This is a genomic window from Paraburkholderia translucens (genome assembly GCF_020881035.1).
Taxonomy (GTDB): domain Bacteria; phylum Pseudomonadota; class Gammaproteobacteria; order Burkholderiales; family Burkholderiaceae; genus Paraburkholderia; species Paraburkholderia translucens.
Window position 1 is genome coordinate 349,537 of sequence record NZ_JAJITC010000002.1, and the last position, 19,233, is coordinate 368,769.

At 63.7% G+C, this 19,233-nt stretch carries 18 protein-coding genes; 3 read left to right on the forward strand and 15 right to left on the reverse strand.

Annotated elements, in window-relative coordinates:
* Positions 1 to 285 precede the first annotated feature (285 nt).
* The 3 genes from LJ655_RS04815 to LJ655_RS04825 all read left to right on the forward strand — a co-directional run bounded on the left by LJ655_RS04815 (position 286) and on the right by LJ655_RS04825 (position 2,679).
* The gene (locus LJ655_RS04815; protein ID WP_230560113.1) at positions 286 to 1,242 is read left to right on the forward strand and encodes a class I SAM-dependent methyltransferase; all 957 of its coding nucleotides are present in this window, start codon (positions 286 to 288) and stop codon (positions 1,240 to 1,242) included.
* A gap of 43 nt (positions 1,243 to 1,285) precedes the next feature.
* Positions 1,286 to 1,441 (forward strand): hypothetical protein, encoded by a 156-nt coding sequence (locus LJ655_RS04820; protein WP_230560114.1) that lies wholly within the window; start codon positions 1,286 to 1,288, stop codon positions 1,439 to 1,441.
* Between the two features lie 77 nt (positions 1,442 to 1,518).
* Entirely contained in the window at positions 1,519 to 2,679 is a 1,161-nt protein-coding gene (locus LJ655_RS04825; protein WP_230560115.1) for a methyltransferase domain-containing protein, read from the forward strand.
* A gap of 141 nt (positions 2,680 to 2,820) precedes the next feature.
* Here LJ655_RS04825 and LJ655_RS04830 read toward each other — a convergent pair whose 3' ends face one another.
* The 15 genes from LJ655_RS04830 to rfbA form a co-directional block, all read right to left on the reverse strand.
* Positions 2,821 to 3,219, reverse strand: a complete 399-nt coding sequence (locus LJ655_RS04830) for a GtrA family protein (RefSeq protein ID WP_230560271.1) — start codon at positions 3,217 to 3,219, stop codon at positions 2,821 to 2,823.
* Between the two features lie 84 nt (positions 3,220 to 3,303).
* Positions 3,304 to 4,044, reverse strand: coding sequence for an SDR family oxidoreductase (locus LJ655_RS04835; protein WP_230560116.1), 741 nt, complete (start codon positions 4,042 to 4,044; stop codon positions 3,304 to 3,306).
* Positions 4,041 to 5,357 (reverse strand): FAD-binding oxidoreductase, encoded by a 1,317-nt coding sequence (locus LJ655_RS04840; protein WP_230560117.1) that lies wholly within the window; start codon positions 5,355 to 5,357, stop codon positions 4,041 to 4,043. Before LJ655_RS04840 ends, LJ655_RS04835 begins: the two co-directional genes overlap by 4 nt.
* A gap of 3 nt (positions 5,358 to 5,360) precedes the next feature.
* On the reverse strand, positions 5,361 to 6,785 hold the full coding sequence (locus LJ655_RS04845; protein WP_230560118.1) for a UbiA family prenyltransferase: 1,425 nt from the start codon (positions 6,783 to 6,785) through the stop codon (positions 5,361 to 5,363).
* Positions 6,786 to 6,991: 206 nt separating this feature from the next.
* Positions 6,992 to 8,125 carry a glycosyltransferase gene (locus tag LJ655_RS04850; RefSeq protein ID WP_230560119.1) on the reverse strand — a complete coding sequence of 378 codons (1,134 nt, stop codon included), beginning with the start codon at positions 8,123 to 8,125 and terminating at the stop codon, positions 6,992 to 6,994.
* Positions 8,122 to 9,375, reverse strand: a complete 1,254-nt coding sequence (locus LJ655_RS04855; protein WP_230560120.1) for a glycosyltransferase — start codon at positions 9,373 to 9,375, stop codon at positions 8,122 to 8,124. The genes LJ655_RS04850 and LJ655_RS04855 overlap by 4 nt, the downstream gene beginning before the upstream one ends.
* A complete protein-coding gene (wecB, locus tag LJ655_RS04860) occupies positions 9,368 to 10,486 on the reverse strand; it encodes a non-hydrolyzing UDP-N-acetylglucosamine 2-epimerase (RefSeq protein ID WP_230560121.1) in 1,119 nt (372 codons plus the stop codon). The genes LJ655_RS04855 and wecB overlap by 8 nt, the downstream gene beginning before the upstream one ends.
* Positions 10,483 to 12,060: a polysaccharide deacetylase family protein gene (locus tag LJ655_RS04865; RefSeq protein WP_230560122.1), complete on the reverse strand. Its 1,578-nt coding sequence runs from the start codon at positions 12,058 to 12,060 to the stop codon at positions 10,483 to 10,485. The genes wecB and LJ655_RS04865 overlap by 4 nt, the downstream gene beginning before the upstream one ends.
* Positions 12,057 to 13,439, reverse strand: coding sequence for a phenylacetate--CoA ligase family protein (locus LJ655_RS04870; protein ID WP_230560123.1), 1,383 nt, complete (start codon positions 13,437 to 13,439; stop codon positions 12,057 to 12,059). Before LJ655_RS04870 ends, LJ655_RS04865 begins: the two co-directional genes overlap by 4 nt.
* Before the next feature lie 213 nt (positions 13,440 to 13,652).
* On the reverse strand, positions 13,653 to 14,429 hold the full coding sequence (locus tag LJ655_RS04875) for an ABC transporter ATP-binding protein (RefSeq protein WP_230560124.1): 777 nt from the start codon (positions 14,427 to 14,429) through the stop codon (positions 13,653 to 13,655).
* Positions 14,430 to 14,433: 4 nt separating this feature from the next.
* Entirely contained in the window at positions 14,434 to 15,252 is an 819-nt protein-coding gene (locus tag LJ655_RS04880) for an ABC transporter permease (RefSeq protein WP_230560125.1), read from the reverse strand.
* Between the two features lies 1 nt (position 15,253).
* Positions 15,254 to 16,669 carry a mannose-1-phosphate guanylyltransferase/mannose-6-phosphate isomerase gene (locus tag LJ655_RS04885; protein ID WP_230560126.1) on the reverse strand — a complete coding sequence of 472 codons (1,416 nt, stop codon included), beginning with the start codon at positions 16,667 to 16,669 and terminating at the stop codon, positions 15,254 to 15,256.
* Between the two features lie 196 nt (positions 16,670 to 16,865).
* Positions 16,866 to 17,792 (reverse strand): dTDP-4-dehydrorhamnose reductase, encoded by a 927-nt coding sequence (gene rfbD / locus LJ655_RS04890; protein ID WP_230560127.1) that lies wholly within the window; start codon positions 17,790 to 17,792, stop codon positions 16,866 to 16,868.
* A 9-nt stretch (positions 17,793 to 17,801) separates the two neighbouring features.
* A complete protein-coding gene (rfbC, locus tag LJ655_RS04895; protein ID WP_230560128.1) occupies positions 17,802 to 18,353 on the reverse strand; it encodes a dTDP-4-dehydrorhamnose 3,5-epimerase in 552 nt (183 codons plus the stop codon).
* Positions 18,338 to 19,231: a glucose-1-phosphate thymidylyltransferase RfbA gene (gene rfbA, locus LJ655_RS04900; RefSeq protein WP_230560129.1), complete on the reverse strand. Its 894-nt coding sequence runs from the start codon at positions 19,229 to 19,231 to the stop codon at positions 18,338 to 18,340. Before rfbA ends, rfbC begins: the two co-directional genes overlap by 16 nt.
* Positions 19,232 to 19,233 lie beyond the last annotated feature (2 nt).

Below are 19,233 nucleotides of genomic sequence, written 5' to 3' on the forward strand. Positions count from 1 at the left end.
GCCGCGCCGTTTCACCCGCCCAATTGCCGCGTGCGCGCGCGATGCGCGCGAAGCGGAGCAAGCGCTATATGTCGAACTCGCGACGGCAACAATTGCTACGACGAATAATTTGTAAGCAACGGTAAATGCCGATTCATGCCGGACATCAAACGATATTGGACGTGCAGAATACTGGCGGTACGATAGACTTGCCAGCCCGGGATAAGGCCGCGCCAGTCAGCATGCCGTAATCGGTGCGTTTTTCAGTGATGGGTTCCGTCTATTCCTCCAAACAGGAGACACAAGATGTCGGCATCGCCCGAACTTCTCGATTCACTTGCCGCGCAGCATCCCGAGATTGCAGAACTGATCGCTGAACGGGACAAGTATCGCGATGCGCTTCAGGTCAACATGCCGCATTTTTCGAATCTTGGCGACGTGCCGCCTGGCCACTATTATTCGCCGATTCCATCGATCTCCGACATCAAGCAGGACGAAGCACGCCTGTTCGGCAACATTTCGCGCACGCTGCCCGGCATCGAGTTCAACGAAGAGGCGCAAGTGCGGCTCGTCGGAGAGTTCGCCAACAAGTACTATGGCGAGATGCCGTTCGAGCCGCACAAGAAAGACGGCCTGCGCTTCTACTTCGAAAACGTAATGTTCTCGTATGGCGACGCGACTTCGCTGTACTGCATGATTCGCCACCTGCGGCCGCGCCGCATCGTCGAGATCGGCTCGGGCTTCTCGTCCGCCGTTTCGCTCGACACCAACGACCTGTTCTTCGACGGCCGGATCCAGTGCACCTTCGTCGAGCCGAACAACGAACGCCTGCTGTCGTTGCTGACCGAGAAGGACAAGGTCACCTCGAGGATCGTGAAGGCGCGCGCCCAGGACGTCGACCTGTCGGTATTCGCGGAGCTCGAAGCGAACGACATCCTGTTCGTCGACTCCTCGCACGTGAGCAAGATCGGCAGCGACGTCAACCGCATCGTCTTCGAAATACTGCCGATCCTCGCGCCCGGCGTGCACTTGCACTTTCACGACGTGTTCCTGCCGCTCGAATACCCGCCGCAGTGGGTCTACGAAGGCCGCGCGTGGAACGAAGCCTATCTGCTGCGCGCATTCCTTCAGTACAACAGCACGTTCGAGATTGTCCTGATGAACACGTTCATGGGCCACTTCCACGCCGACCTGATGAACGCGCGGATGCCGCTCTTCATGCGTAATCCCGGCGCGAGCTTCTGGATCCGGAAGAAAGGCTAGGCGCCCACACACATACGCTTTCTTGTTTCGACGAGATTGATAGATGACTTCGACGAACGCGATCGTTCTGCTCGCGCGCAAGCGCGATACGCTGCGCGCGATGCTCACGCACGACCTGCGTCTCGACGGCATTGACGAGGCCTGCCGGCTGGCCAGCGACAGGAACTCAGACTTTATCAAGGTGCAGATGCATACCTGACGGTGTAGGCGCGCTCGCGCAATGCGGTGAACGTCGGTCATCACTTGAAGCTGTGCCGTCCAATACGAGGAGGGAACATGGCAAAGGAAGACAATGCTCTCAGCATCGACGAAATTCGAGATAAGCGGCGTTGCCGGCTGCTGAACGGACTGAACGTCAGGGAAAGCGTCGGCGTCGAAATAGGCCCGCTGTGCTGGCCTCTCGTGCGACGCAGCGATGGCGGCGAGATCATTTACGTCGACCATACGGACACACCGCACCTGCGCCAGAAGTACAAGGACGATCCTCATCTCGACATCAACGAGATCGTCAATGTGGATGCGGTGTGGGGCCGCAACACGCTGCATGAAGCAATCGGCGGCCGCTATGTCGACTACGTGGTGGCGTCTCACGTCGTCGAGCACGTTCCCGATCTGGTGACGTGGCTCAGAGAACTTGCGGCGGTCCTCAAACCGACCGGCGAGGTGCGTCTCGTGGTTCCCGACCGGCGCTACACCTTCGATTATTTCCGCCGCGAAAGCCGCCTGCCCGAAGTGCTGGCAAGCTATATCGCCCGTGCACGGGTACCGCAGCCCTACTCGCTGCTCGATCACTGTCTGTCAGCCGCCGATGTCTCGACCCTGGAAGCGTGGCAAAAGCGGATCGACCCCCACTCGGTCAGACGGCATCACACATGGCGAGGCGCGCTGCATCTCGCGCGCGATGCGTATGAAAACGGCACGTATCACGATGTTCACTGCTGGGTGTTCACGCCGCGCTCGTTTGCGAAACTGATTGCCGATCTTTGCGAAATGGAACTGATCGATTTCGCATGTGAAGACTTTCACGACACGCTTCGCAACGATATCGAGTTTTCGGTCGTCATGAGACGCTCACGCGATCCGCAATACATTGCCGAGAGCTGGCGGCGAATGGCGCAATCGGCCAGCGATGCAACGCCGGAAGTGCCGTTCGGGCGCGCGCGCCGCAAGCTCGAGGAATTGCGGGCCCGGCAGGACGTCGTGAAGCGCCCACGTCGCATATGTGGAGAGCACAGCGAGTTCGATCCCGATGAGCCGGTGACGCTACCACCGAACTTCGATCCGCGCGAATATCTCGCAGCCAATCCTGATGTCGCCGAAGCAGGCGTGGATCCGGGTTCGCACTATCAGCATTTCGGGTGGCGCGAAGGACGGGCGCTACGGCCTTCATCCGCGGCCAACGCGATCAGCGGGCGAGCCGCGCTTGGAATCGGCTGAGGTAGTGTTCCGGGAGATGTGCAGAAAGACTGAACGCAGGAAGAGTGCCCAAGGATAGGGTGGCCGTGCCCCACCCTTTCGCGCATGCCATTCGCCGATATTGCTTTCGCGCAACTCTCAAGAATGAATGCATTACTCGCATCAGGCAAACACGAACTCCTTGTCGAGCCGATATTTAACGATGTAACCGATCACGAGCCCAGTCACCCCGCCCATGAACCGTGCAGGCTCCGAATGATAAATCGCATCGGCACCGAATTCGAAGCCCCAGAAAATCGCCGTGGTAGCGAGCCCCATCACGGTGTAGAGCATAAAGCTCTTGATGCCATGCGAGAGGTCGCGATGGCGATAGCGAAAGATCCAGATCTTGTCGAGCATGAACTTCACCACGAGCCCTACGCCTGTCCCAACGACGACCGATAACGGCACGCTGAACGCACCGGAATACACCAGCAGCGAGACCTTCTGAAAACCGATATTGGCGAGAATCGAAAGCCCCGCGAATAGCGAGTAAAAGATAACGAGGCGCGACGCGCTCATCGAGGCTGCAGGGGAGTTCACGAGAAGGACCACCGTGTCAGGAAAGAAGAATCGACCACCGGCCGCGGCGCGGCATGCTGCCCATTACAGCGACAGCCGCTTGAACACACGGCCCGGAATGGAGCGGATGATCAGCATGATGCCCGACCAGAACCAGGGTGTATAAACGACGTCCCTGCCCTTCTCGACCGCTCGCACGATATCGCCGGCCACCCTGTCCGGCGTCGCCACGAGCGGTCCTGGCAAGGGCAAGCCCGCCGTCATCGGCGTCGCGACGAAGCCCGGCTTGATCGTCACGACATGGGCGCCCACCTTGAACAGGCGCGCGCGCAAGCCCTCGCAGAATGCCGACAAGGCCGCTTTCGCGCTGCCGTACAGATAGTTCGACTGGCGTCCGCGATCACCGGCAACTGAGGAAATTACCGCAATCGTGCCGCCGCGCTGCGCTTCGATCAAGTTCGCAACGCGCGTCAGCAGTGCAATGACCGACACCGCGTTGGTGTTGAACTCGCGCACCGCAACGTCGACGTCGTGCTGACACCCCCCCTGATCGGGCAACGTCCCGGGTGCGACCAGCACGATGTCCACCGCGCCGAGTTCGGTGACGCAGCGCTGCATCATGGCCGCGTGATCGCCAAGCTGATCGATGTCCATCTGGTGGCACAGCACGGCCTGCGCGCCGCGCGCCGTAAGATCGTCCGCGACCTGCTGCAAACGGTCCGCATTACGCGCGACGAGAAAGAAACGCGCGCCCTGCTTAACCCACTGCCGCGCACAAGCCATGGCGATCGCCGACGTGGCACCTACGATAACGATATTTTTCATACTCGAGTGGTTCGTTCCCAAAAGCGTGACAGCAAAGCCGGATCACGCAGCGCTTCGATCTGCTGCCACTGTGGATAGGCGGCGCGAAAATCCTCGCCCGTCATATGGGCGTCCTTAGCCGGATACATGCGGCCACCGCCCTCGCGCACGATCGCATCGAGCCGCTCAAACAGCTTGCGGTTCGATGCGTCGCGCTGCGGGAAATCGAGGGCAAGCGAGGTCCCCTCCAGCGGAAAGGACAGCAAGCCAGGCGATCGAAGATCGCCGCAGCGCTTGAGCACCGCGAGTATCGAGCCGGTGCCGCTAAGGGCGATCGCCTCGAGAATGGCGCGGGTAGCATCGCGCGCGACCGGTGCCGGCAGCACACACTGATACTGCTGAAAACCCGCTCGACCGTAAATGCGATTCCATTCAAGCAGGCTGTCGAGCGGGTAAAAGTAGGCGTCGTAGCTGACGCAAGAGCGCACCGTGTCGGCGCGTTGCCGCCTGTAATACAACTCGTTGAACGCGCGCAATGTCAGCCGGTTGAACACCGGTATCGGCGAGGTGAACGGTACTGTGCGCGTCTTCCGGCGTGCAACCTCGAGCCCTCCAGTGCGCGCGTGGTCGCCGACCATGAAAATACCCCGGCCAAGCGCGGCATCGCGGCTCTGACAGTCGACCCACGCCACGCTGTATTCATGCAGTGGATCGAGCCGTTCGGAAAGCGCGAAGAATTCGTCGAGATTGGCAAACCGGATGCTGGTCACGTCGAGCATGCTCGATCTGATCGGCATCAACTGGATCTCCGCCCAGGTGATGAGTCCGGTCATGCCGAGGCCACCGATCGTCGCCGCGAAGAACTCGGCGTTCGTGTCCGGTGCGCATTCGAACTGCGTGCCATCGCTGCGCAATAGACCAAAGCGCCGCACATGCCGGCCGAACGTGCCGCGTACGTGATGATTCTTGCCGTGCACGTCGTTGGCGATCGCGCCGCCGAGGGTCGCGTACTTGGTGCCAGGCGTGACCGGCAGCATCCAGCCGCGTGGGATCACCACATCGAGAATTTGCCCGAGCGTCATACCAGGCTCGGCGCGCAAGATGCCGTTGTCCCAATCGGCCGAAATCAGGCGATCCATCGGCAGCGTCTGGATCACGTTGCCCGAGGCAGCGAGGCAACTGTCGCCATAGCTGCGTCCATTGCCGAATGCGAGCGTCGTGCGCCCCTCGTTGCCTGCCTCGCGCCAGACCGCGGCGGCTGAATCGCGCCATGCGATCGGATGCGCATCTTGTGGCGCGTACGGATAGCGCCCCCAGGAATAGACTTTCGGCATCAGCTAGATCGCCATCCAGAAGACGATGCCGCACAGCCCGAAGACTACCCAGCTGACGCGGTCCTTCGCCGCGTACACGATCGGATCGTCATGCATCTGTCCGCGATGCGCGAGGACCCACGTCCGGCTCACCCAGTAGAGCAGCAGGGGACAGGCAAGCCAGATGAATTGCGGATGCCGGTACAGGCTCGTGGTATTGCTGTCCTGGATGTAAAGCGCGAGAACCAGCACGGAAAGATAGCCCGAGGCGGCCCCAAGCGACGAGATCAGCGACAGATCGCTTGCCACATAGCCTCTTCCGCGCGACTTCGCGAGGCCGCGCTCCTGCAGCGCATGCAGTTCCGCATAGCGCTTGACGAGCGCGAGGCTAAGAAAAACGAACATCGAAAAAGCGAGCAGCCAGAATGTGAGTTTGGCATCGATCGCCGCGGCGCCGGCGATTATCCGGGTGGTATAGAGCGAGGCCAATACGACCACGTCCACCATCACCCGCCGCTTGAGATGAAAAGAATAGGCGAGCGTCAGTACGTAATACCCCAGCAGTGTCAGCGCGAACTTGTGAGGCAGGAGGAACCACGCAATCGACCCGCCCATCACAAGGAGCACAGGAAAGAGCGCCGCCCCCCAGGCGAGAGGTAACGAGCCGGAAGCGAGCGGACGTTTGCGCTTTGTCGGGTGATGCCGATCGTCTTCGAGATCGAGCAGGTCATTGAGCAGATAGACGCTCGACGCGCACATACCGAATGCAAGAAAGGCCAGCGCCGCCGACAGCAGCAAGGCCGGATCCGACGCTTGATGCGCCGCCAGCAATGGAACGAAAATCAGCAGATTTTTCAGCCACTGATGTAGCCGCAAGGACTTCGCCCACGGCTTCAACCACCCGGCGCGCCCATCGATCACCCGCGCGACGTTGCCTTGCTTGCGCGCCGTGCGCTCCACACCATTCGACGGATTGACCACGTACGCGCGCTCCGCGGCGGCCCATACGGCCACATCGTCATGCGAATTTCCCGCGTAGTCGAAGCCTTTCTCGCCGAACTCCGCAACCAATACGTCGCGCTTGCGATGCGCGGACAGGTTGGTGACGCCATCGGTCGCGAAAGTCCTATCGAAGAGTCCCAGGTGCTCGGCAATCGCCTTCGCGTAGCGCTCGTGACTCGCGGTCGCGAGGACGAGTGTGCGCCCCGCGGCTCGCTCCTCTTTAAGCCACTCGATTACCGCGGGGTCGTAGGGCAGAACGGTGACATCGATATTGGTCGCCGCGGCGAGGCGCGCTTTGAGCCCGGCTTTGCCCTCGCGCATGAGCCACAGAAGCGGCTCATAAAAACGATGCGGGGCAGAACGGGTAAAAGCAAAGCCGCATTCGATCAGCACATCCGAACGAATCAGTGTTCCGTCGAGGTCTACCACGAGAGGCTTACAGCTCATTGCATTCACCGCTGCCGGAAAATTGGGTGAGAAAACGATGGCACATTAGGAAATTTGACTGCGCAAAGTAGGAACTGGACGAGACGATCGACGCCTTGGTCCAGGCTGCGCAAATACTACAACATCCGATGCGCAAGGCGGTTGCGGCCCATCGGAGCGGTGCCGCACCCTCTTTTAACAGAAGAAAAGAGAAAGTAATTAACGATTCAGGAAGACAATACCTGTTCATACAGCGATTTATATGCGCTGCCCAACGCTGCACCCGAAAACAATCGCTCATACCGCTCCCGCGCCGCCGCGCCCATGCGGCACGCCAGCGCTTCGTCGAGCGCCAGCCGGTTGATGGCGGCGGCCAGCGGCTGCGGCGCCTCGGGCGGCACGACGAATCCCGTCACGCCATCCTCGTTGACGAACGACGTTCCGGAGCCGACTTCACAGCACACCATCGGCTTGCCGAACATCGCCGCCTCGACCAGCACCATCCCGAACGCTTCCGAGCGCAAATGCGAGGGCAGCACCATCGCGCGACAGCCCTTGAGCAGCGCGACCTTTTCGTCATGGGTAACCTGCCCGGCGAACACCACGTTGCTCGCGCCATGCTCGCGCGCCAATGCAGCGAGCCGCTCGCGCTCCGGTCCCGAGCCCGCGATGACGATTTTCGCCTGCACGTGCCGCGCAGCCTCGACGAGCGTATGTAGCCCCTTGTAATAGCGCAACACGCCGAGCGCCAGAAAATACGGCTCATCCGGTTCGAGACCGAGCCGGCTCGCGAGATTGCGCTGCGCATCGGCCGGCTGCGGCGCGTCGCGATAATCGATGATCCCCAGCGGAATCGTCTTCAGGCGCTCCGGCGACACGCAGGCGGCGAGCGCCTCGCTGGTCCGCGCATAGGCGGGAGACGTCGCCACCACCGCGGACATGCTACGCAGCGTGCGCCGCATCAGCGGTCCATAGACCGCGCCAAGCAGCTTTTGCCGCACGATGTCGGAGTGATACGTCATCACCGTCGGCTTTTTCGTGCGTCCGAGCAGATGCAAGACGTCGGCGAACGGCCACGGAAAGTGGAAATGCACGACGTCGGCCCAGTCGGCCATCTCGCGGTACCTGATCACCGAGCACGGCCCCCCGAGATCGCACGATGCCGGCGCCGCCCACGATTTCTCGCGGATCACCTGCCCTTCGGGATAGTCGACGACCGTCGGGGTCGGGCTCGGCGACAAGGTGAGAATGCGCGGTTCGACGCCGCGTTCGCGCGTCGCTAGCGCAATCTGGCGGATCGCTTCCTGCAGGCCGCCGGGCGGGTCCGGGAAGTACGTGCGGTACACATGAACGACTCTCACGTGCGCACCTCCGCGCCGTGCTGCTGCGCGTTGCTGCCGCCGGCTTGCGGGTAGAGGAAAGTGATCGCCAGCATCTTGTCGAGCCGCGCCTCCCACGTATTGTCGCCAACCGCCGCGCGTGCTTCATCCGCGTTCAGCTTGCCGCGCGCCAACTGCTTTTCGATCGCCATGATGAACGCGTCGGCATCGCCGCCCACTTCGAGGCCCGCGCGCGGCTCCTTCGCGAAATCGAGCGGCGTCGATACGACCGGCAAACCGGCCGCGAGATATTCGTAGAACTTCATCGGAAACATCGAGTGCGTGTACTCGTTGATCAACGTCGGCAGCACGCCGACCCGCATGCCGCGCAGATACTGCGGCAGCACGCGATATGGCCGGTAGCCGAGCAGATGCACGTTCGGCAGACGCGCGAGCTGTGCGAGCAGATCGCTGCGCTGCCCCTCGCGCTCCTCGCCGATGATCACCCATTGCCACTGCGGCCGCGCCTGCGCGGTATGCAGCAGCAGCGGCAGGTCGACCTTGAAGTCCGACAGCACGCCGTGATACACGAGCCGCGGCTCGTCGATGGCGGCGAGTTCGGCGGGCAGCGGCCCGTCGGCGCGCGCCGCGCCGAAGTGCGCTTCATCGACGACGTTGCCGAAGAAATGGGTATTGCGGTTGAACGGCAGGCACACGTCCTTCAACGACTGCGCAGTCGTAAACACCGCCTCGCAGCGCCCGAGCAGATCCTGCTGCGCGTTGCGGAACGCATCGACGTCGACGCCGGGAATCGCCGCGATGTCGTCGACGCAGTGATAGACGAGCGGCCCGCGCGGCAGCGTCGCGATCGCATCGAGCATGTACGGGTGGTAGGTCCACACGACCGGCTTGCCGTAGCGATGCGACCTCGCGAAGCGGTTCACCGAAAAGCGCAGCATCGCCTGATTCAGCGCGCGCACGAACGGCAGATGATGCCCCGCCGGCACCATCAGCGGCGACAGCACCCAGATGTTGTCGGCGCGGCGCGGCGGCCCGAGCACGAGCGACTGCACGCCGCGCCACAGGCGTCGCCACAGCCGCGACCAGTCGCGCCCGCTGCCCACTTTCGGCGAGCGGAAGCCGACGCTTTCCACATACAGGATTCGCCAGCCGCGCGCGGCGAGGATGCTCGCCGTGTGCTGCTTGTTGGTCCAGTACGGCTCGTCCCAGTCGGCGGTCGAAAACAGCACGCAGTCTTGCGCGGGAAGCACGGGGTTCTTGCCGTCAGCCAACGAACACCTCGACCGGTCGGCCGCGCAGGCTGTCGACGATGCGCCGCGACGCCAGCCCGTCGCCGTACGGATTCGCACGATCGCGCAGCGCGGCGCGCCGCGCCGGATCGTCGAGCCAGCCGATCACCGCGCGCTCGATGCTCGCAGCGCTTTGGCCCGCGAGCGTCGCGAAACCGGCATCGACGCCTTCGCGGCGCTCGGTGTGATTGCGCATCACGACGACCGGCACGCCGAAGGTCGGCGCTTCTTCCTGGATGCCGCCCGAATCGCTGACCACGACGGCGCTGCCGCTGATCAGGTAGAGGCTGGTCGGATAGTCCACCGGTTCGATCAGTGCGAGGTTCGGGATGCCGTCGAGCTCGCGGTGCACGGGCTCGCGCACGGCCGGGTTCAGATGCACCGGGAACACCCAGCGGTAATCGCTATAGCGTTGGCAAAGATCGCGCAGCACGCGGCAAATGTCCTGCAGCACGTCGCCGAAATTCTCGCGGCGATGGCACGTGACCAGCACGTGCTGCTGCGCGCCGTGCCATGCGGGCAGCGGACTCGCGGGCGGCGTGACGCTCCAGCTCGCGCGCACTTCGCCGATCGCATCGACGACCGTGTTGCCGGTCACGACGATCTTGTGCGCCGCGACGCCTTCGGCAAGCAGGCTGTCACGCGCCCGCGCGGTCGGCGCGAAATGCAGCGTCGCGATGCGGCCGAGCAGGCTGCGGTTGGCTTCCTCGGGAAACGGACTCGCCAGATCGCCGGTGCGCAGCCCCGCTTCGACGTGTCCGACGCGGATACCGCGCTGGAACGCCGCGAAGCCCGCGCAGAACGCGGTCGTCGTATCGCCCTGCACGATCACCCAGTCGGGACGCGTTTCGTCGAGCGCTCGATCGAGCGCGGCGATCAGGCGCGACGCGAGCGCGTTCAGCGATTGCCCGGGGTGCATCGTTTCGAGCGTGATGTCCGGTTCGATGCCGAAATATTCGAGCGCCTGGCCGGCCATGTCCTTGTGCTGTCCGCTCGCGCAGACGATCGTGTCGAACTCGCTGCGCAGCGCTCGCACGAGCGGCGCAAGCTTGATGACCTCGGGCCGAGTGCCCATCACCACCATGACTTTCATTGCAGTGCTTTCCCCGCCTCGACCTTGGTATGAGCGCCGCGGAACTCGACGCCGAGCGCGAGCGGCGTCGTATCGGCAAATGGCGTGACGACGCGCCATGCGCCGTCGTGTTCGACGATTTGCGCGAGCGATCTGAAGCGCAGGAAATCGAGCGCGGCTTCCTCGTGCAGGAACAGCGGCCGTTGCGCCTTGCCGCGCATGTAGGCGATGAACTGCTCGTGCGCGTCGATGCGCGCCGCCTCGCCGGACCAGCCATACGCGTAGCGCTCGGAGAATGGATGGTCGAGATAGCCGAACAGCGTGTTGGTCGCATACGCGTAGTCGAAGGCCTGCTTGAAGATCGCGAGCGGATCGCCCTCTTTCAGCATGCAGTCGCCGTGCAGCATGCACTGCTGGCTATGGCCGACGAAACCCGCCGGCAAACCGGCCAACGCGCCGCCGCGCGCGATCAGAAACTCGGGATCGTTGCGGATGATGCCGCCGATGCAGCCAGCGTAGCCCGCATCGACGAGGCCGCGCAGCGCGTACGGCGGCGACTGGTGAAACGGCGAGACCGCATAGCGCACCGGCACGCCGGTCGCGCGTTCGAGCAGTTCGGCCGATTGCACGCCTTCCGCGATCGCCGTGTCGTAGCTGCCGCCCCAGTTCGGCGAATGCGTGGCCGTGTGCGACAGCACCGCGCCCTGCTGCCGGTCGGCGAGCAACTCGCGCAGGATGTCGTGCTGGCCGCCGCGTTGCAGGTTCCGAGTGTGCACGGCGAGCGTGAACGGCACGCCGAGACGCTGGTACGCCTGCCACAACGGACGCGCCGATTCGACGTCCTCGTCGCAATCGAGGCGCGAGGTGATCGCCGCGTCGTAGCCCCACGGCAATTCGCTCAGCACCGGCTGACACGGCAGCGCATCGGAGCGGTAGCCCGACAGAAACTGTTCGACGAGGCGCCATTCGAACGAATCGCACGGGCCGACCGGCCGGTTGAACCACAACACGCCCGATGCACCGGCGTCCCACAGCGCCGCGTAGGCGAACTGCCGCTCGCCGTTCACGACGACCGAAGCCAGCTCCGCTTCGGCCGGTACTTCGGGCGCCTGCGCGAGTGCCCAGATCGAGCCGTCGGCGCGAATCGCGCCGTAGCCGAGGTTGTTCCATTCGTCCGTGAAATCGAAGCGCTCGAACGGGCGATGCCATGCCGCGCCGCCGAGCGTCTGCGCGCGCACGCCGTAACGCACCGCCGCCGCGCTTTCGCGCGACTCGCCCGAAGGCGCCGATGCACTTCGGCTCGCCTGCGCCAGTTCAGGCGGCAGGGCCGCGGGCCGATAGCGCAGATAGTTCGCGAGCGCGATCGGCATATGGCCGAACACGATCAGCTTGCGCGGCCGCGCCTCGACGAATGCGATCAGGTCCGCGCTCCATGCATCGGGCGCGTCGACGGCGACCACGACGTCGGGTGGCGTCTCGTGCAGCATGTTGCGCGTGATCGCCTGCGCCTGCGTTGTGCTGACCGAGCGACGCAGCGCTGCCAGCACGTACTGGCCGGCATCGGCGCGCGCGTCGGCAAACGCGACGCCGATCATGCGCTCACCACGTGGCGGAATTTGGCCCGGCTGCCCACCCGCACGAAATCGTTGTGGCCGACGTAGGCGATCGTGAACGCGTCCTGCCAGAAGTGGCGCAGCTTCGCAGTCGTCTGTTCCGCGTTGGCGTGCGGTTCGAGCACGATGCGCAGCGTGGGCGGCGTCGTGCGCAGATCGATCTGGAATTCCTGGATTCCGCCGACGCGGTGATCGAGCATGTCCTGGATATGGTGCGTCGGATGCGCGACGCCGTTGATCGGCACGACGTCATGTATCCGCCCGACCACGTCGGTCAGGAAGAAGCCCCGCTCCGTTTCCTGCACGCGCGCGAGATCGCCGGTCGTGTAGCGGATCAACGGCATCAGCCTGTTGCGGAAACCGGTGAACACGAGTTCATGCGCGCCGTCGAGGCTGTCGGGCGCGACGCGGCTTTCCGGCCAGCCTTCCGATTCGAGGATCTGGAAGCCGCCTTCGTGACCGTCGAGCTCGTAGGCCATGACACCAAGCTCGGCGAGGCCGTACCGGTCGATCACGCGGCAGCGCAACGCCTTCGCGATCATCTCGCGCGCGTGCGGCTCGAGCAGCTCGCCGCTCGACTCGAATACCTGGAACGCCCTGCCGCCGCCGTACTTGCGCTGCACGTAACAGGCGAGCGCATACATCGTCGACGGATGCGAGTGGGCGAGATACGGCCGGCGACGCTTCAGCACGCGCCACATTTCCTCGAGGCCCTGATCGTCGATGCGGTCGAAGAAGATGTTGCTGCGATTCATCGCGAAGCATTTGAAGTCTTCGCGCGACGGCCATTCGGGCACGACCTGGTCGGGGAAGCGGCACGCGAAGTGCAGCTCCGAGCGATGGCGCAGCTTGCCGATCCGCTCGCGGCAATAGTTGGTGACCGCCGACGAATAATCGGCGCCTTCCTGGTCGTAGTAGATCGTCGTGGAAAGCCCGGTCGAGCCGCCGGTCTTGCACGCGTGATGCTGGCCCGCCACGAGCGGTCCCGACAGCAGACGCGGCCCCTGCTCGCGGATGATGTCCTTGGTCAGATACGGCAGCTCTTCCAGATAGCGAGGGTCGTCCTTGACCTTGGCGGGATCGAACTGTCTCGCCTGGAACAGGTCGCGATAGTAAGGCACCTGCGCGCCGGCGAATTCGAGCGTCGCGACGAGCCGTTCGAGCGCGATGCGGCGGCGATGCGGCATCGGCAGCGAATAGTGCTCGCGCAACTCGCGGATCTTTGAGCGCACATCGCGCTTTTCGGCGTTCTCCGCAATCGGATACGCGATATAGCCGCCCGCGAAACCCTTCAGCGTGCGAAACGGCTGACGCACGAGCAGGGATTCGGAGTAGCGCAGAAATGGATGATTAGCTCGCATCGAATTCGAACCTTGTTACGCCTCGGGGTCTGCCACGAGGTGTTGCTGAAGTGCGGGACCGGCCTGGCGCCGGATAGCCGGATAGCCGGTGGGTCCGCCTGCCGCCGTCGCGCCCGCGTGACGCTCGTCGCTCGCCGCCCGCCGCACGCCGCGGCTCGACGCGCGTCCCGGCGCCAGCGCACCATGCGGCGAGCCGGCCGCGCGCTCGCGTGCTCAGTGCGGCACCTGCGCGGCGTGGCTGATGAGCGGCTCGTCGGATTTTTCCGGCGGCAGCACGGCTTCGTCGGCCACCATCTTGCCGTGCTCCATCGAGATCTTGCGGGTGCACACGCGCGCGACCAGCTTCGGATCGTGCGACGCCACCACCAGCAGCGCCGCCTTGCCGACGAGGCCTTCCAGACGCTCGGCCGCCTTCACGCTGAACTCGGCGTCGCCAACGCTCAGCCACTCGTCCATGATCAGGATGTCGGCTTCGACGCTCGTCGAGATCGCGAACGCGAGGCGCAGCATCATCCCGCTCGAATAGGTGCGCACCGGCAGGTTCAGGTAGTCGCCGAGCTCGCTGAATTCGGCGATCTCGTCGATCTTGCTGCGAATGCGCGCGGGCTTCAGCCCGTCGAGAATGCCGCGCAGGTAGATGTTTTCGAAGCCGGTCGCGTCGGGATCGAGGCCCATCGACACGTCGAGCAGCGACGCGATCTTGCCCTGCACCTTCAACTCGCCGCGCACCGGCGCATAGACGCCCGACAGCGTGCGCAAAAGCGTCGTCTTGCCCGAGCCGTTGTGGCCGATCAGGCCGATGCGCTCGCCTTCGCCGAACGTGAAGCTGAGGTCGTCGATCGCGCGGACGATCGCATGGCGTCCCGCGTCATGGCCGATGCGGCCGCCCGTCGTGAGATTGAGCACCGCCTTCTTGAGCGAGCGATGCGAGTTCTCGTAAATCGGAAATTCGACGGAGATGTTACGAGCGACAATCGATGAAGAACTCACAATATCAAAGCCAGTAAGGAACGCGATTACGGAAACGCTTCATCAGGATCTGCGCGAACGCGAAGCCGACGATAAGCAGACCAATCGACCACGCCCACGACTCCCAGTGAGTCGGGCGGCCGGTGAGCGGCGCGCGCACCGTTTCGATCAGGTGATAGAGCGGGTTGTATTCGGCGACCCACGCGCGGTCCTTCAGGATTTCCGGCGCCCACATGACCGGCGTGAAGAAGAACACGACCTGGATCAGGTTCGTGACGATCGGCGGAATGTCGCGAAAGCGCGCGCACAGCACACCGAGCGTGGTGCCGAGCCATACGCCGTGGAGCAGCAGGATCACGAGCGCGAACGGCACCAGCACGATTTCCCAGCCCGGCCAGTGACCGAAGATGAGCAGCAGCACGACGACGACCGGCAGGCTATGCAGCAAAATCACGAAGTTGCGCCAGGCGATGCGGCACACATGCACGGTAAGCGGCAACCTGATCTGCTTGATCAGATAGGCCGAGCCGATAAAGGCCATGCAGCCCTCGTTGGCAACCGACGCCAGATACGCCCACACGACGAGACCGACCGCCAGAAACGGAAGATAGTCGGAGATTTCCTGGTGCAGCAGCGTGGAATACAACGCGCCGAGCACGACCACCATGATGATCGTGCTGAGCGTGAACCAGAACGGCCCGAGCACCGAGCGGCGATACCGCTGGCGGATGTCGTGCCAGCCGAGCGTGCCCCAAACCCGCACCGCCTTCATGCCGACCAGCAGGTCGTCGCGCTCGTTGTGACGTGTCAGGTCTTCCGAGTGGTTGATATAGCTGATATCCATCTCAAGTACGTCCGTAAATGTCTTCGTAGCGAACGATGTCGTCTTCGCCCAGATATTCGCCGCTTTGCACCTCGATCATCACGAGCTCGATGACGCCCGGATTTTCAAGGCGATGTCTGTGACCCGCCGGGATGTAGGTCGACTCGTTGGTCGACACGAAGAACTCCCTCTCGCCGTTGACGACCTTGGCCATGCCGCTCACCACGACCCAATGCTCGTTGCGGTGATGGTGCATCTGCAGGCTCAGGCTCGCGCCCGGCTTCACCTCGATGCGCTTGATCTTGAAGCGCGGCCCCTCTTCGAGCACCGAGTACGTGCCCCACGGCCGATGCACGGTGCGATGCACCTTGTACGTCTCGTGGCCGCGCGACTTCAGCTCCGTAAAAATCTGCTTCACGTCCTGCGCGCGATCCTTGTGCGCGACGAGCAGCGCGTCGGGCGTGTCGATCACGATCAGGTTGTCGACGCCGACCGCGCCGATCAGGCGCCCGCCGCTGCGCAGATACGAGTTCTTCACGTCGACGAGCAGCGCCTCGCCTTCGACGCGGTTGCCGCTCGCATCGGCGGGCGACAGATCGGACAGCGCGGTCCACGACCCGACGTCGGTCCAGCCGAGGTCGCAGCACACGACCGCCGCGTGCTCGCACTTCTCCATCACCGCGTAGTCGAACGACAACTCCGGCACCGCGCCGAAGCAGCCCGGCTCGAGACGCACCTGCGCGCCGGTCTTGCCCGCGGCGGACGGAGACTTGTCCATGCATTCGGCCGCGGCATCGAGAATGTCCGGACAGTGCTCGCGCATCTCCTTGAGGATCGTGCCGGCGGTGAAGCAGAACATGCCCGAATTCCACACGAACTTGCCCGACGCCAGATACTCGCGGGCCTTCTCCAACGACGGTTTCTCGATGAAGCTCACGACCCGCTCTCCATCGGCTTCGATATAGCCGTAGCCGGTTTCGGGCGTGTCCGGATGCATGCCGAAGGTGACCACATTGCCGGCCTGCGCAAGCGTCTGCGCACGCGCCACCGCTGCCGCGAACGCGGTTTGATCGGCGATCAGGTGGTCGGCGGCGAGCACCAGCATCACCGTGTCTTGGCCGTGCGCCTTCGCCGTGTGCAAGGCCGCCGTGGCGACCGCCGCGGCCGTGTTGCGGCCGAACGGTTCGAGAATGAACGAAGTCGCGATGTTCTTGCGGTTCACCTCGCGGAAATCGTCTTCGGTCTTGAAGAACAGCTCACGGTTGGTTACCGTCAGCACTTCCTTCACGCCGGGCAACGCGACCGCGCGCAGGAAGGCTTTCTGCAGCAGGCTTTCGCCGTCCGCGAGACGGATGAAAGGCTTCGGGTGCGATTCGCGCGAGACCGGCCAGAGCCGCGATCCCGCTCCGCCGCACAGAATGATCGGTAACAAACTCACAGCTCCCTCTCAGTACCGTAGTTATTACCCGGCCGTACTGGCTGGTGCATGGTTGACGCACACGTTTGCAATTCACGGCGCATGGACCGGTGAATCGGCGCCTGGCACGCCTTCACGTCGTGCCACATTCTACCGCCGCCCCCTTTCATCATTGTCAGGGACCGTCGGCGCTTGAACGCCCACGGGTTTGCAAACCTCAGGCGCGCGCCGCCGGGGACTTTGGAAAACCGTCCGTCAAACACAGCTTCAGCGCGTCGCGCCAATGCGGCGCGGCGAGTCCGAACACGCGCGCCAGCTTCTCGTTCGACATTCTGGAATTGGCTGGGCGCCTGGCCGGCGTCGGATACTCCGCGGCGGGAATCGGCAGCGTGTTCGGCCGATTCGGTAAATCCGCAAGCTCGAAGATCGCCGACGCGAAGCCGTGCCACGACGTCGAGTCGCCCGCGCACAGGTGATAGACGCCCGAGCGCTCGCTCCACCACTTCGCGCCGTCTTCGGCGGCGAAGGACTGCGCGCAGACATGCGCGGTCAGCGTCGCGATGGTGTTGCACCAGGTGGGCGCGCCGAACTGGTCGGCCACCACCTTCAGCTCGGGGCGGTCGGCGCCGAGACGCAGCATGGTCAGCAGAAAGTTCTTGCCGCGCGTGCCGTACACCCAGCTCGTGCGCAACACGAGGTGATCGACGCCGGTTGCCGCGATCGCCAGCTCGCCCGCGAGCTTGCTGCGGCCGTACACGTTCTGCGGATCGGTCGGATCGTCCTCGACGTACGCGCCTTCTTTCGTGCCGTTGAACACGTAGTCGGTCGAATAGTGGATCAGCGCGGCGCCGAGCTTTTTCGCTTCCTCGGCGAGCACGCCCGGCGCTTCGCCGTTCACGCGCATCGCGAGCTCGCGCTCTTCTTCGGCCTTATCGACCGCTGTGTAAGCGGCCGGATTGACGATCAACGCGGGACGCAACTCGCGCACCACCGCGCGAATCTGATCGAGATTCGACAGATCGAGCCGCGAGCGGTCGACCGCGACCACATTGCCGAGCCCTTGCAGCGTGCGCGCAAGCTCATAGCCGACCTGGCCATTGACGCCGGTGACGAGGATGGTCCGTTTCGCGTCGTGTGCGCTCATGCGATTCTCTTATGCGAAGACTTCGGCGTCGGCCAAGCGCTTGCCCGCCGCATCTTTGGCCGCGAGCAGCGGCTCGAAGTCAATCGGCCATTCAATGCCGATCGCCGGATCGTTCCAGATGATGCTGCGCTCGTGCTCGGGAAACCAGTAATCCGTGGTCTTGTAGAGGAACTGCGCCGACTCCGACAGCACGACGAAGCCGTGTGCGAAACCGGGCGGCACCCACAGCTGCCGATGGTTCTCGACCGACAGCGTCACGCCGACCCACTTGCCGAAGTTCGGCGAACTCCTGCGGATGTCGACAGCCACGTCGAACACCTCGCCCTCGACCACGCGCACGAGCTTGCCCTGCGCATGCTGGATCTGATAGTGCAGACCGCGCAGCACGCCCTTCGCCGAACGCGAATGATTGTCCTGCACGAACTCGACGCCCGCCTCGACCTTCTCGGCGAATTCGAGCGCATTGAAGCTCTCGAAGAAGAAGCCGCGCGCGTCACCGAACACCTTCGGCTCGATGATCTTGACTTCGGGCAGCGCGGTTGCGGTTACCTGGATGGCCATGCGACTTGATCCGTGAGAATGTTTTGCAGGTACTGCCCGTAGGCATTCTTGGCGAGCGGCTTGGCGAGCGCGAGCAACTGCTCGCCGTCGATCCACTGACGCCGGTACGCGATCTCTTCCGGACACGCGACCACCAGACCCTGGCGCTTCTGCAGCGTCGCGATGAAGGTCGCGGCTTCGATCAGCGAATCGTGCGTGCCGGTGTCCAGCCACGCATAGCCGCGGCCCATGATCTCGACGGTGAGCGCGGCGTTCGCGAGATAGTGCGAGTTCACGTCGGTGATTTCGAGTTCGCCGCGCGGCGACGGCTTGATATCGGCGGCGATATCGCAGACCTGCTTGTCGTAGAAGTACAGACCCGTGACCGCATAATTCGAACGCGGCTTGTCCGGCTTCTCTTCGATCGACAAGGCGCGGAACTGCTGGTCGAATTCGACCACGCCGTAGCGCTCCGGGTCCTGCACGTGATAGGCGAAGACAGTGGCGCCTTCGATCTGATCGTTCGCGCGTTCGAGCTGCTTGGCGAGATCGTGACCGTAGAAGATGTTGTCGCCCAGAATCAGCGCCGACGGGTCGTTCTTCACGAACTCGCGGCCGATGATGAACGCCTGCGCGAGCCCATCCGGCGACGGCTGCACCGCGTACTGGATATTCATGCCCCACTGGCTGCCGTCGCCGAGCATGGCTTCGAAGCGCGGCGTGTCCTGCGGCGTGGAGATGATCAGCACGTCGCGAATGCCCGCCACCATCAGCGTGGACAGCGGGTAGTAGATCATCGGCTTGTCGTACACCGGCAGCAGTTGCTTGGAGACGACGTGCGTGATCGGATACAGGCGGGTGCCCGAGCCGCCCGCGAGAATAATGCCTTTGCGCGCCATTG

Bases quoted from the DNA above. Each gene is read 5' to 3' on its own strand.
- LJ655_RS04815 (WP_230560113.1), top strand. From the start codon at position 286: ATGTCGGCATCGCCCGAACTTCTCGATTCACTTGCCGCGCAGCATCCC.
- LJ655_RS04820 (WP_230560114.1), top strand. From the start codon at position 1,286: ATGACTTCGACGAACGCGATCGTTCTGCTCGCGCGCAAGCGCGATACG.
- LJ655_RS04825 (WP_230560115.1), top strand. From the start codon at position 1,519: ATGGCAAAGGAAGACAATGCTCTCAGCATCGACGAAATTCGAGATAAG.
- LJ655_RS04830 (WP_230560271.1), bottom strand. From the start codon at position 3,219: ATGAGCGCGTCGCGCCTCGTTATCTTTTACTCGCTATTCGCGGGGCTT.
- LJ655_RS04835 (WP_230560116.1), bottom strand. From the start codon at position 4,044: ATGAAAAATATCGTTATCGTAGGTGCCACGTCGGCGATCGCCATGGCT.
- LJ655_RS04840 (WP_230560117.1), bottom strand. From the start codon at position 5,357: ATGCCGAAAGTCTATTCCTGGGGGCGCTATCCGTACGCGCCACAAGAT.
- LJ655_RS04845 (WP_230560118.1), bottom strand. From the start codon at position 6,785: ATGAGCTGTAAGCCTCTCGTGGTAGACCTCGACGGAACACTGATTCGT.
- wecB (WP_230560121.1), bottom strand. From the start codon at position 10,486: ATGAAAGTCATGGTGGTGATGGGCACTCGGCCCGAGGTCATCAAGCTT.
- LJ655_RS04865 (WP_230560122.1), bottom strand. From the start codon at position 12,060: ATGATCGGCGTCGCGTTTGCCGACGCGCGCGCCGATGCCGGCCAGTAC.
- LJ655_RS04870 (WP_230560123.1), bottom strand. From the start codon at position 13,439: ATGCGAGCTAATCATCCATTTCTGCGCTACTCCGAATCCCTGCTCGTG.
- LJ655_RS04880 (WP_230560125.1), bottom strand. From the start codon at position 15,252: ATGGATATCAGCTATATCAACCACTCGGAAGACCTGACACGTCACAAC.
- rfbD (WP_230560127.1), bottom strand. From the start codon at position 17,792: ATGAGCGCACACGACGCGAAACGGACCATCCTCGTCACCGGCGTCAAT.
- rfbC (WP_230560128.1), bottom strand. From the start codon at position 18,353: ATGGCCATCCAGGTAACCGCAACCGCGCTGCCCGAAGTCAAGATCATC.
- rfbA (WP_230560129.1), bottom strand. From the start codon at position 19,231: ATGGCGCGCAAAGGCATTATTCTCGCGGGCGGCTCGGGCACCCGCCTG.